Below are 11,584 nucleotides of genomic sequence, written 5' to 3'. Positions count from 1 at the left end.
TAGCAGCTTGGAATGGATTCAACCGAAACAATCCCGGAGCCGGAGCCCGGCCGGTTGGTCGCACAGCTTTAGCAGCTTGGAATGGATTCAACTTAAAGAGACTTCAGTCGCATGGCTGGAAAGGTCGCACAGCTTTAGCAGCTTGGAATGGATTCAACCCATGACCGCCACCCTGGCGCGCCGTATCGAGTCGCACAGCTTTAGCAGCTTGGAATGGATTCAACCTCGGACCTCTGAAAGCCACGGCGGCCTGAGCGGTCGCACAGCTTTAGCAGCTTGGAATGGATTCAACGCCATTGATCGCCCCGCCCGCTGACACTCCGGAGTCGCACAGCTTTAGCAGCTTGGAATGGATTCAACGCCCAATGCCGCGTTTGGCACAGACGCGCATCAGCGTCGCACAGCTTTAGCAGCTTGGAATGGATTCAACAGATCCTGCACGCCCACGACCGGCTGGTATTCGCGTCGCACAGCTTTAGCAGCTTGGAATGGATTCAACACCACCCCTCAAAACCCCTGTCACCAGAACCACTTGACGGGCCGTTTCGGGGAACCTCGGCGCCGGTCGAAGCCATGGCTGGAATTGAACCGCAGCACGCGGAAAAAGTCAACCTAAGTTGCTGATTTTGCGAGCCGGGGAACCGGCGCTCCGGCGGCGGATGGCAAGGCATTGTGCGAGCGACTGTTTTCCGCGCGGCGGCGCCAGGGCGGCGGGGCCGCCGGCGGTTCCCCGATGGGTCAGAGGAGGATCGCCGCGGGGATGTAGGCGACCCGCTCACCGCGGTGGTTATGTGAGCGTTGGCGGCAGGCGCGGCAGATGGCGTAGAACCGCAGGTCGTCGCCGGTGTCCAGCAGGGGCTGGAGTTCAGCCTTGAGACGGTCGAGTTCCGCCTGGTTCCGAACGGCGATCTCGAAGACCGAACGCTGCACCCGCTGACCGTAGACCGCCAGGTGCTTGCCGACGCGGGTGCGGTTGCCGTCGTCGGTGATATCGAAGCAGGCAAGGTAGAGGTTCATGGTGAGACCTTGTGGCTTTGGGATTCCGCGGTAGGCTGCTTTCGTTGTCGTAATCGTAAAAACGCTGCTATAGCCTTCCTACCTGATATCCGGACAGACCCTTGGTGTAGGGGCGGGTTTGAAACCCGCCCCTACGTCCGGTTATCACGTCCGATGACGATAAACCGCGCCGGCTCCAGCAGTTGTCGAATCTGCGGGGGCCGATGCAATCCAATCACATCGCCGACCGCGCCGGGGGCGGTTTAACGCATCCGCCACGCCTTGAACGGTTTCCCTTCATTGATCCAGGTGCGAACGGACAGGGCCTGCCGCTGCAGATGGACGAAGAGTTTTTCCGCTTTGTCATCGCCCAGCGCGGTGACGGGGGTCTCGAAGCGGCGGATGAGCAGGGCGAGGTATTTGCGGCGCGCGGCGGAGTCGATGATGCAGCCGCCCGCCGGGCTCTGGCTGAAATGCTCCGGGGTGATCTCGCCGCGGGCGACGACGGTGAGGGCGGCCCGCTCGACGACATGGCGAAAGGGCTCCATGAGGTCGGAGGCGAGCGCGGCGTGACGCCCCCGGCCCTGGTGGTAAAAGCCTTTCCAGGGCAGGAGCCCGGTCGCGCGCACGATGCTCTCGCAGTAGCCATAGAGGAGCGTGTAGCCGAGTGACAGCAGCACATTGAAGGGGTCACGCGGCGGGCGCCGGTTGCGGCCCTGAAAGCCGAAGGTCTCCGGCAGGGTCGCGGCGATGCGGCGGAAAAGTTCGCTCGCGGCCTCGCCTTCGAGCCCCAACAGGGTGGCGGCGTCCGTGACCTTGGGCAGGTCGCGCAGGGCTTGGTCGATGAGGCGGGTGTCCCAGCCCCGGTCGCGCAGCCGCAGGGTCTCTTTCATGTGGCGGATGCGGCTGGTGACGATCTCGACCGCGGCCGGCAGCGTCTGTTGCGGGTCGCTGAAGAGGGCGGTCTGGCGCAGCCAGAGGCCGCTGCCGTGTTCCCCCGGGGTGCCGGACCAGAGCGCGCCCTCGTAGGCGCCGAGCCCGCCGGCGATGTGGATCGGGACTTCGTGGCGCAGCGCTTCGCGCAGGGCGGGGGTGGTGATCTGGTGGTTGCCGAACAGGATCACCGCCTGGAGTCCCTGCCAGGGCAGGTGATGGACGACCTGATCGTCGCGCAGGACGGTGAGATGCCGGTCGCGGGCGGCGATCAGGCAGGGTTCGCCGGTGACGCACAGCAGCACGCCCTCGGTGTCGGCTTCGCCCAGACTGATGGGTTCGCTCCGGGCGATGCGGGCGATCAGGGTCGCCAGGTCGTCCACGGCGTCGACCGGCTCGGGAGCCCGCGCCGCCAGCGCGGCCAGCCAGGAATGGGGCGGGACCTGGGCGTCTTTGGTCAGGGCGCCGCGGTCGCCGCTGACATCGACGACCAGGTCGTTGACGAACAGGTAGCCGAGATAGCGGAACCCCTGATCCATGGCGGTGATGCGGGTCTTGTCCGGGTGCAGGTCGAGCCCGTGTTCCGCCAGCGAGGCCGCGGCGGCGGCGCCCGCCCGGCGCGCTTCCTCGGGGTCTTTGCACAGGACGATGAAATCATCGGCGAAGCGGATCAGGTGAAAACCCGCGGTCTGCATGTCGCTGTCGAAGTCGTCGAGCATGAGATTGGCCATCAGCGGGCTCAAGGGTGAGCCTTGGGGCAGGCCATTGACGCGCTCGATGCGTTCGCCCTGGAAGCGCACCGGGGCGGCGAGCCAGGCGCCGACGGCGTCCACCACCGGGTCGTCGCCGAACAAGGCGCTCAGACGTTCGCGCAGCCGCCCCAGGTCGACGCTGTCGAAGAAGTCGCGGACGTCGGATTCATAGACCCAGCGGTAGCCGGCCCGCCAGGCGGCCTGAATGGCGTGGCTGGCGGTGATCCGCGAGCGGCCGGGGCGGTAGCCGTGGGCACCGGCGGAGAACAGGGATTCGACGGCGGGTGACAGGGCCTGCAGGACGGCGCGCTGCAGGACGCGGTCGCGCAGCGGCGGAACCGCCAGCGGGCGCAGTCCGCCGTCTTTCTTGGGGATGAGGAAACCGCGCAGTTCGGGGGCCTGATACTCGCCGGCCAGGAGGCGGGCCAGGTCCGCGTGCAGGGTCTCGAGGGGCGGCGGGGGCGCGTCGTCCGCGCCCTCGGGGTCGTCCGCATCCGGGTCGCCAAGCCAGGCGACCGCCGGGTCGAGCGTGAGTTGGGCGATCTCGTCGCTGCCGGTGATGACGTGGCGCCAAGCCGCGGCGAGATTGTCCGCGTCGGCGGCGCGGGTCAGCAGGGAGGCGGCGGGCAGCGGACGCCGGTAGCTGAAGCCGCCGTCGGCGGTGCGCAACTGGTAGCGGCCGAAACCGAAGGCGGTGCGCTGCCCCATGCCGACATACTGGCCGAGGATCAGCAGCCGCCACCAGGCCGGGCTGAGCCGGCCTTCCAGGTGCAGCAGCCCCGACAGTCCGCCCATGACCTGGTCGGCGCCTTCGGCATCCCGGTATTCGTTGTCCACCCAGAACAAATGGCCGTGCGGACAGGCGAGCGGCGGCGGCGCGCCCCGGGGGGTGGGCGCCTGACCGCGGCGCCGCAGCAGATCGGCCATGCTGTCGTGCAGGCGGGACAGCAGGAGGGCGGGCGGCAGATCGCGCGGGTCGCGACAGTAGCGGGCCTCGCCGGTCTGGTCGCCGCGGTCGGCCTTGTCCTTGAGCAGGCGGGCCGGCGCGAGCCAGTGCCACTGCCAGCGCGTCCGGGTGATCCACAATTCCAGTTCCTGCTCCAGGGTCGCGGTGTCATAGCCGCTCAGCTCCGCCGCGGACCCGACCGGGGTTTCGGTGAAGGCGTCCTGCAGTTGCACCAACCGCCAATTGTCCGCGAACGCCAGCCCCGGACCGCCGCGAGGGGCGCCGCGCGGCAGGTCCGCCAGCCGGCTCAGCAATCGCGCGAGTGTCGGTTCGCCGCCGCGCAGCGCGATGAGCAGGAACCGGTAATAGTCGCCGGGGCGGTAGTCGACGCGGCCGGATTCCGGCGTGTCGATGCGCAGGTGCAGGTCGTAATCCGGCGCGTCGCGCAGCAGTCCGCGCAGCAGGGCGGTGAGCGCGGCCTGGTGAAAAAACCGGGGATGGCTCGGCGCCAGGCAGTGCAGGGTGACGACCACCGCGCGCAACGGCAGCAGGTCGGTGAGCGGGAGGTCGGGATCAGTGAGCGGGTCCGTCGCGGGCATGAGTGATCTCGTTGGATGGGTGGAGCGGCTGCCGCGGGAGGCGTGGGACGGTTCCGCCCGAAATCATCGGACGTTCCGCCGCTGCCGCGTGTGTCACGAGGCACGACCAGGCCTGACGGCGCCGCCAGGCGCACCGGCGCTTTCTGACACTGGTTGAAGCGAGTGTCAAGGGGCTGACCCTGGTTGGGGCCGCAGCCACGCCAGGCACCGAATCCAACAGGATCGCCGGTCACCACATATACTTGATGCGGACATCGTTGCGATCGGAAAGGCCGCCGTCGACAGCGTCGGCCGCTCCCGGTCGTGCCGCCGCGGCCGTTTGTGGCGCGGTCCGCGTGTCGAGCGGTGCACTGCGTCTGCCCGCCGCCCGGCACCCGAGTATTGATGGTACCGTCCGTACGGTCCCGACGACGCATGCAGCCGGCAGACGGCGCATTCGTCCGTCCGGACAGGAGGTCGTCATGGTCGTGCTACCCCGCCCTCGGGAGCGGTCTTGGATCCCGGTCTGGATGATGATACTCCTCGCCCTGTATGGCGCGCCGGGCCTTGCCGCCCGGTCAGGGGACGCCTGGGAGGCGTGCCGGGATCGGGTGTTTGCGGACTTGGAGGCTGCCGGACTGCGCGACTACGACGATGCCGGCGCCTACACCGGCGCCACCGGCAGCGGGGCGTTGCCGGAGGTGATCGCGCAGTGCGGGTACCACCCCGAGCGGATCGATCGGCCTTTGTGCGACAGCCTCTATCAGCAGTTCTACGGCGACTGCCGGGAGGACGGCTTCGCAGGTATGTCCGTAGCGGCCAGGTCCTGGGTGCTCATCTTCGATCCCGACGGCCCCTTCATCGCGCGCCTGCGGCGGGTCTGCGCGGAACCCGCGCAACTCGGCCGGGCGTCCTTTGGCCGTCTGGTTTGCGCGGAGTGAGGGGGCCGGCTACCAGGGAATCGCCTCCCCATGCCGGAAGAAGCCGCCGCTCTGACCGTCGTCCGGCAGGGTCGCGGCCCAGACGATGCCCTTGGCACCTTCGGCGACGCTCAGCGGTGCATCCGGCCCGCCGAGGTCGGTGCGCACCCAGCCGGGGCAGACCGAGTTCACCTTGACGTTGGTGCCCCGCAGTTCGTCGGCGAAGATGCGGGTGACGGCATTGAGCGACACCTTCGAAAGTCGGTAGCCGGGGCAGCCGCCGTTCATGTCGCTGAGCTGGCCCATGCCGGAGGAGACGTTGACCACGCGCCCGTTACCCTGCATCAGCGGAATCAACAACTGGCACAGGTGGATGGCGGCCAGGGTGTTGGTTTCCATGGCCCGGCGGATGGTGTCGAGATCCGCGTTGAAGATGCTCGACGCGGGGCTGCCGGGGCTCGGGTCCGGAAAGATACCGGCGTTGTTGACCAGCACGTCGATGCGTCCGAATGTCGTCTTGAGATGATCGCGCAGGGCCTGCACCTCGGCCGGCGCGGTCACATCCAGGTGCCGGAAGTGCGCCTCGTGGCCCTCAGCCGCCAATGCGGCAGCCGCGGCCTGGCCGGCGGCGTCGCGGCGGGCGGTGATCAACACCCGATAGCCGCGCCGTGCGAGCTGGCGGGCGGTTTCAAGGCCGAGTCCGCGGTCGGCACCGGTGACGACGGCGGTAGGCATCGCGTTCATGGCGGTGTTCCTGTGTGGATTGGTCTGGGTCTGAGTGCCGGGTTCAATATGGGTCCGGCGGCAGACTCGCCAAATAGTGATCGAGTGCCTGCTCGTAACCGGGCTGGGAACGCAGAAAGCCGTCGTTGTGCCCGCCGCGGAGAGCGACGAAGCCTTTGGGTTCCGGCGCCGCCGCGAAGAGCCGGCGTCCGAGCGCGTAGGGAATGATCTCGTCGTCCGGGCTGTGCAGCACCAGGATCGGGCAGCTTACCTGGTGCAGGGCGCCGGCCGCGTCGAGACGGAAGGGCAGGACGATCGCCCGCGAGAGGAGCGGGAAGAGGGTGTCCGCAAGGTCGCGGGCGGAGCTGAAGGTCGACTCCAGGATCAAGCCCCCAGGTTGGGACTCGGCGGCGAGATGGGCCGCCACGATGCCGCCCAGGGAGCGGCCGAACAGGACGATATGCGCCGGAGCGATCCCCTGGTCTACGGTGAGCCAGCGCCAGGCGGCACGACTGTCCCGGTAGAGCCCCGCTTCGCTGGGTGCGCCCTCGCTGCGGCCATAGCCCCGGTAGTCCAGGAGGAGTATGTCGAGCCCCAGGCGATGGAAGATGGCCACGGATGCCCCCCGATGGGCGATATTGCCGGCATTGCCATGGAAGAAGAGCAGCACGCGCCGCGCGCCGGGGGCGGCGGCAGGGATGAACCAGCCGTGTAGTCGGATGCCATCCTCGGTTTGCAGTGCAAGATCGCGGTAATCGAGACCCCAGTCCCGGGGCGTCGCCTCCAGCGTGGTCGAAGGGAAGAACAGCAGCCTCGGCTGGGCCAGAAAGAGCAGGCCGTTGAGCAGCGCCCAAGCGGCCAGCACGCTGAACAGGATCGCCGTAATGCCGTTCAACCGGGTCAACGTTTCAGGTTCCGCAGAAGGTCTGACGTACGACCTCGTGCGGCTGCGGCGCTTGCGTGTAAGGTGCGTGCTCGGGCCGCGTCTCCCAAGGGTTGGCGAGGATCCGCAAGAGCGCGTCCAGCGGTTCAAGGTCGCCGTCCACCGCCGCGTTCAGCGCCGCCTCGACCTGGTGGTTTCGCGGGATCACGGCCGGGTTGGCCCGCCGCATCCGGGCCGCCCGCTCGGCCGGGCTTGCGGTCTCGTGTGCAAGCCGGGCGCGCCAGTCCGGCAGCCAGGCGGCGATGGCGCTACCGTCGCTCCAGCGGGTTTCTTTACCCGCTGCAACCTCACCCAAGGCGCGGAAGCTGTTGGTAAAATCGGCACCGTCCGCGGCCAGGGCCGCCAGGAACCCGGCGATCTGTTCGGCATCGTCCGCCTGTTCATCCATGAGCCCCAGCTTGGCCCGAAAGACCGCGAGATAGGCCCGTTCGAACCGCGGCATGAAGGTATCGACGGCCGTCTGGGCGATTTCCACCGCCTGCTCCTGGTTCTCGTCGAGCAGCGGCAGCAGTGACTGGGCAAGGCTCACCAGATTCCACTGGGCGATGCGCGGCTGGTTGGCATAGGCGTAGCGCCCGTGCCGATCGATGGAGCTGTAGACTGTCTCTGGGTGATAGGTGTCCATGAAGGCGCAGGGGCCGTAATCGATGGTCTCGCCGGTAATCGACATGTTGTCGGTATTCATCACTCCGTGGATGAAGCCGACGCCAAGCCAACGCGCGATCAGGTCCGCCTGACGCCCGATGACCGCATCCAGCAGGGCCAGGTACGGCTGTTCGGCCCCGGCCAGTGCAGGGTCGTGGCGGGCGATGACATAGTCGGCCAGGTGGCGCAGGGCCGCGTGGTCCGCGCGGGCCGCGAAATACTCGAAGGTCCCGACCCGCACATGGCCGCGCGCCACCCGGGTGAGCACCGCGCCTGGCCGGGTGGCTTCGCGATAGACCGGTTCGCCCGTGGTGACCACGGCGAGCGCGCGCGTGGTCGGGATGCCGAGCGCGTGCATCGCCTCGCTGATCACGTATTCCCGCAGGACCGGACCCAGCCAGGCGCGTCCGTCGCCCCCGCGCGAGAAGGGCGTGCGCCCCGAGCCCTTGAGGTGAATATCGAAACGGGTTCCCTGTGGGTCAGTGATCTCGCCGAGCAGGATCGCCCGGCCGTCGCCGAGCTGCGGGACGAAATGGCCGAACTGGTGCCCGGCATAGGCCATGGCCAGCGGTTCCGCGCCAGCGGGCACCTGATTGCCCGCGAACATGGCCAAGCCCTCCGGCGTGTCCAGCGCCGCCGGGTCGAGCCCGAGCGTCACCGCCAGTGCGGTATTGAGTTTGACCAGTTGCGGGCCGGCCACCGGCACCGGGGCCAGCCGCGCGTAGAAGTGACCCGGCAGGCGGGCGTAGGTGTTGTCGAAGGCGAGGGTCATCCGCGGTGTGTATCCGATGTGTTCGATGTGGTGGGTCGGTGCGCTCTGTTCAGTCAATCTGGATGAGAACGGAAATATCAAGCGCAATGCCATCACCCTGGCCTCGGCCTTTCCGGACCCGGACGCCGAGGTCCTGGCCCTGTTCCGGCATCGGTTCAGTGTGGAGAGGGTCGGCGGTTGCGGGAGGCGCGGGTGTCACAGCCCAGAGCCTATTGGCGATTTCCAGGAATCAACATCCCAACTGCGCATGCCTGCAAGATCGGTAGGGACTGTAGGGGCGACTTAAGTCGCCCCTACACGTTGGTACATCTTTTCCCGGAAATCACCTAAGGTGATCGCCTGATCAGCCGCAGATCGGTGATCAGCACCTGCGGATCACCGACCCTGATTCGGGCAAAATCGGGGTGTCGCGGATTGAGTAGGTAATTCGTCTCGGCGGGGACCACTGCGCTGGGGACGGTGAGTACGGCGGTGGTCAGCCCCTCTGCCCACTGGGTACCCAGGGTACGAAGGGCCTCGAGGGCTGCCGCGTCGCGCCAATCGGGGTCGAGTTGCACGGTGGTGACCCGAGCAATCGCCAGGTCAGTCGGGATCTCGGCCGGGATCATCAGGTAACGGGCACGCAGGGGCTGGTCTTGGACCAGCATTTCCAGCATGGCCAGAGATTGGGAGCCGGCGGTGTAGACCAGCGGCACACCCTTGCGATTCCAGCGGCCCCCGTAGCGTCCGGCGCCTTCTCCGGAGAAGGGGCTGTCGGCAAAGCGCGCGGTCAGTATCCGCCAGACGGTGAGCATCAGGAGAAAACGCCGTGCTCAATGCGCCCAAGGGTGTCCATTGCGCTCTCGGTACCTATGTCGGTGTCAAGCAGACTCAAGGGTGTGACTCCGCCGAGCGCGGCGTTGGGCGACTTGAGCCAGTCGATGGTCGCGGCCAGATCCTCGAAAACCTCTTCGCCGCGGGCAATCACCCGCGCCAGACGGATCACCCTGGATGACTCCTCGCTTGTGAGTTTGCCCTCGCGCTTGCGCCGCGCCAGGGTCCGCTCGGGGATGCCCACGGCGGTCGCCAACTCGGCCTGGGTCAGGTGCGTGACTCTGGTCAGGGCATCCACGGCGGACGCGGGAATGCCGCTACGGATGAGGGTCACCCAGTCAAGCGTTGAGCGCGGGAGGCCGGTAAGGACAGTCTGACCGCCCAGCAGATCATTGACCGCAAGCAGCGACGGAGCGGAGAGGGTAACGGTGGGCGTCATGGATCATCTCGGTAAACAGGGGGACAGCAGCCCGCGTTGGATCGGAAACACTGGAAACTGGCGGCCGGCTCTTTTTTCAGGATAAAGTGCCAGATGGCAGAAAGTATAGTCAAAAATGGCGTCGCACATCGACGAGATCACCGGCAAGATCGAGTATCTGCAAGAGGTGGTCGATGGACGGGCACTGCCGCAGGAGCGTTACTTGCGCTCGCGGTAAGTGGATCGTCAGCGTCACCCGCCGGCGCGCTTTTCCTGGCATCCGCGCGACGCCGGGCTCCCCACCAGACGTCGGGGTTGCGCCGTCCGCCCTCCTGCTGACTCATTGACGCCGACGTATCCGGCGCGGTGGCGAAATTTTATCCGGGGTTTTGAACGCATTGTTTGGTTAAGGTTCAGCGACCCTTGGGCACAGCTTATCCACAGAAGCGGCAACAGGGGATGTGGAAAGCTGATCGAGCTTCATGCGCAGGCTGACAGTGATCATGGCAATCTTCTGCGGTGGGACTCAGTTGCCGCGGGTGCCGGGTTCAATCAACCGCCTGGTTCACAAGCTCGCGGTGCTCTGGTCGCGGGTGGGCGACGCGTCGCCAGGTGGTCTCGTCGCGCTCGACCTCATGGCGCGCCCAGTCGGCGAAGGCCGCGCGACTCAGGGTGCCGCGGGTGCGCCGCTCGTTGCCGGCAGCACCGCGGAAGGACACCAAAGCCTCAGGGCCGCCGGGTTCAACCTTGATCACGCGGCGCACTGCCCAGTCGGCCCCGTAACGGCCGTTGCTGTAGCAGCGGCCAGGCTGGATCTCCAGATCGCCCGAATGGCGCTCCTGGGCGTGATGCGTTGCCAGGGCGAAGATCTGTGCCAGGTCGGCCTCGGAGACGTCGATGAATGAATCCATCCGGCCCAAGGCATAGACCAGATCGTCGTGACCCAGTGCGGGCGGCGTCGGGGTCTCTCCGGTGTCCAGTACCCCGGGTGCGGCTGCGGGTGCCGCCAGCGCGGCCGGATACCGCCGCCAGCGAAAGGGAACGTTGAGCAGGATGCCGGCTGCCACCAGCAGCACGGTATTGACCAGCACCGGCGCCAGCAGATAGCCGTAACCCAGGGCCTGGATCTCGGCACCGCCGATGACCGCCGCCAGGGCGGTCGCGCCGCCCGGCGGGTGCAGGCAGCGCGCATAATGCATGGTCAGGATCGCGAGGCCGACGGCGAGCGGCCCGGCGAGTGCGGGCGTTGGGATCCACTGCGCCGCGGTGACACCGACGAAGGCGGACAGCAGATGACCGCCGACGACCGGCCAGGGCTGCGACAGGGCACCATGGGGCACGGCGAAGATCAGCACGGCCGAGGCCCCCATCGAGGCCATTACCAGCGTGCTGCCCGGCCCCAGCGGGTGCAGCGCCGCGGCAGCGAACACCAGCCCGATGCCGAGCATACCCCCCGCCATGGCGAGCCAACGCTCGTGATGGCTGACCGGCCGGGACTCGATGCCGAGCAGCGCGCGCAGTCGGCCACGCGGGGGCAAGCGCCAGGGCCGGGTGCGGTGCGGCGGAGGTTCGGTGTGGTCGGTGGTGGTCATGCGTGCTCCCCGCTGCACTGTTCAGACGACGGATGGTGCCGGAAACGCCGGTGAGTCGGCAGCCGCCGACGATCCGTTTGAGTTATACCTTATGCGTCGGGTGATCGGAGTCTCGGGGGGCTTGATCATCGCTTCTGCCGGCGTCCAGGCGTCCCGCACTGGAGGTCGAGGCTTACCGCAAAAGTCGCGCAGCGACCCCGTGGGAGCGGCGTCCCGCCGCGACGGGGCCGGACGCGCAGCCGCAGCGTTCGGGGTCACCGCGGCACCGCATCGCGTCGGGACGCCGCTCCCACGGGGGACTTTCCTCTTCCGGCGTGGTTTGATGTTCCTTCCATGGCTGCTAGCCGGACGAGGGCGGCTCCGACGCGAGGTCGACGGGCTAAAAAGCCTCGACCTCCGGTTTGTTGGCGGGCGGGTCGGGTAGCCGGGTGGCGTTACCGCCGCCCAGCCCCCTAAGAACCGTGCTTGCGACTTTCACCGCACACGGCTCAAGCCTTGATAAGCCCCTGTGACAGAGCCGGCCGTTCGGCCTTCGCGATACCAGTTTGCAGCC

9 protein-coding genes and 1 CRISPR repeat array are annotated in these 11,584 nt (G+C 67.5%); of the genes, 1 reads left to right on the top strand and 8 read right to left on the bottom strand.

The genetic code is table 11. The features are described 5' to 3' along the window. Window positions 1-57: 57 nt before the first annotated feature. A CRISPR array of direct repeats spans window positions 58-499; the repeat unit is 35 nt; unit sequence GTCGCACAGCTTTAGCAGCTTGGAATGGATTCAAC. Window positions 500-738: 239 nt separating this feature from the next. Both cas2 and cas1 read right to left on the bottom strand, forming a co-directional pair. Continuing rightward, on the bottom strand, window positions 739-1,017 hold the full coding sequence (cas2, locus tag QZY03_RS21275; RefSeq protein ID WP_295584372.1) for a CRISPR-associated endonuclease Cas2: 279 nt from the start codon (window positions 1,015-1,017) through the stop codon (window positions 739-741). A gap of 242 nt (window positions 1,018-1,259) precedes the next feature. After that, on the bottom strand, window positions 1,260-4,226 hold the full coding sequence (cas1, locus tag QZY03_RS21270) for a CRISPR-associated endonuclease Cas1 (protein WP_295584370.1): 2,967 nt from the start codon (window positions 4,224-4,226) through the stop codon (window positions 1,260-1,262). 509 nt (window positions 4,227-4,735) lie between these two features. Here cas1 and QZY03_RS21265 point away from each other — a divergent pair. After that, on the top strand, window positions 4,736-5,146 hold the full coding sequence (locus tag QZY03_RS21265) for a hypothetical protein (protein WP_295584368.1): 411 nt from the start codon (window positions 4,736-4,738) through the stop codon (window positions 5,144-5,146). Between the two features lie 9 nt (window positions 5,147-5,155). Here the strand turns inward: QZY03_RS21265 and QZY03_RS21260 are convergent, their stop codons facing one another. From QZY03_RS21260 to QZY03_RS21235, 6 genes are all read right to left on the bottom strand, one after another. After that, entirely contained in the window at window positions 5,156-5,869 is a 714-nt protein-coding gene (locus tag QZY03_RS21260) for an SDR family NAD(P)-dependent oxidoreductase (RefSeq protein ID WP_295584366.1), read from the bottom strand. A gap of 43 nt (window positions 5,870-5,912) precedes the next feature. Then, window positions 5,913-6,752 carry an alpha/beta hydrolase gene (locus QZY03_RS21255; protein WP_295584364.1) on the bottom strand — a complete coding sequence of 280 codons (840 nt, stop codon included), beginning with the start codon at window positions 6,750-6,752 and terminating at the stop codon, window positions 5,913-5,915. A gap of 4 nt (window positions 6,753-6,756) precedes the next feature. Beyond that, window positions 6,757-8,208, bottom strand: a complete 1,452-nt coding sequence (locus QZY03_RS21250; protein WP_295584362.1) for a YdiU family protein — start codon at window positions 8,206-8,208, stop codon at window positions 6,757-6,759. Window positions 8,209-8,534: 326 nt separating this feature from the next. Next, complete coding sequence (locus QZY03_RS21245) at window positions 8,535-9,002, bottom strand: RES domain-containing protein (protein ID WP_295584360.1); 468 nt, start codon at window positions 9,000-9,002, stop codon at window positions 8,535-8,537. Beyond that, the gene (locus QZY03_RS21240) at window positions 9,002-9,460 is read right to left on the bottom strand and encodes an antitoxin Xre-like helix-turn-helix domain-containing protein (protein ID WP_295584358.1); all 459 of its coding nucleotides are present in this window, start codon (window positions 9,458-9,460) and stop codon (window positions 9,002-9,004) included. The genes QZY03_RS21245 and QZY03_RS21240 overlap by 1 nt, the downstream gene beginning before the upstream one ends. A 527-nt stretch (window positions 9,461-9,987) precedes the next feature. Beyond that, on the bottom strand, window positions 9,988-11,031 hold the full coding sequence (locus tag QZY03_RS21235) for an HPP family protein (RefSeq protein WP_295584356.1): 1,044 nt from the start codon (window positions 11,029-11,031) through the stop codon (window positions 9,988-9,990). Window positions 11,032-11,584 lie beyond the last annotated feature (553 nt).

Origin of the sequence: uncultured Lamprocystis sp. (genome assembly GCF_903933125.1) — a bacterium.
GTDB lineage: Bacteria > Pseudomonadota > Gammaproteobacteria > Chromatiales > Chromatiaceae > Thiodictyon.
Note: the sequence above shows the minus strand (reverse complement) of the source record. Positions and strands in the feature narration are given on the sequence as shown.

Excerpts from the sequence above, each read along its gene's own strand:
- cas2 (WP_295584372.1), bottom strand. The coding sequence starts at position 1,017 with ATGAACCTCTACCTTGCCTGCTTCGATATCACCGACGACGGCAACCGC.
- cas1 (WP_295584370.1), bottom strand. The coding sequence starts at position 4,226 with ATGCCCGCGACGGACCCGCTCACTGATCCCGACCTCCCGCTCACCGAC.
- QZY03_RS21265 (WP_295584368.1), top strand. The coding sequence starts at position 4,736 with ATGATGATACTCCTCGCCCTGTATGGCGCGCCGGGCCTTGCCGCCCGG.
- QZY03_RS21260 (WP_295584366.1), bottom strand. The coding sequence starts at position 5,869 with ATGAACGCGATGCCTACCGCCGTCGTCACCGGTGCCGACCGCGGACTC.
- QZY03_RS21250 (WP_295584362.1), bottom strand. The coding sequence starts at position 8,208 with ATGACCCTCGCCTTCGACAACACCTACGCCCGCCTGCCGGGTCACTTC.
- QZY03_RS21245 (WP_295584360.1), bottom strand. The coding sequence starts at position 9,002 with ATGCTCACCGTCTGGCGGATACTGACCGCGCGCTTTGCCGACAGCCCC.
- QZY03_RS21240 (WP_295584358.1), bottom strand. The coding sequence starts at position 9,460 with ATGACGCCCACCGTTACCCTCTCCGCTCCGTCGCTGCTTGCGGTCAAT.
- QZY03_RS21235 (WP_295584356.1), bottom strand. The coding sequence starts at position 11,031 with ATGACCACCACCGACCACACCGAACCTCCGCCGCACCGCACCCGGCCC.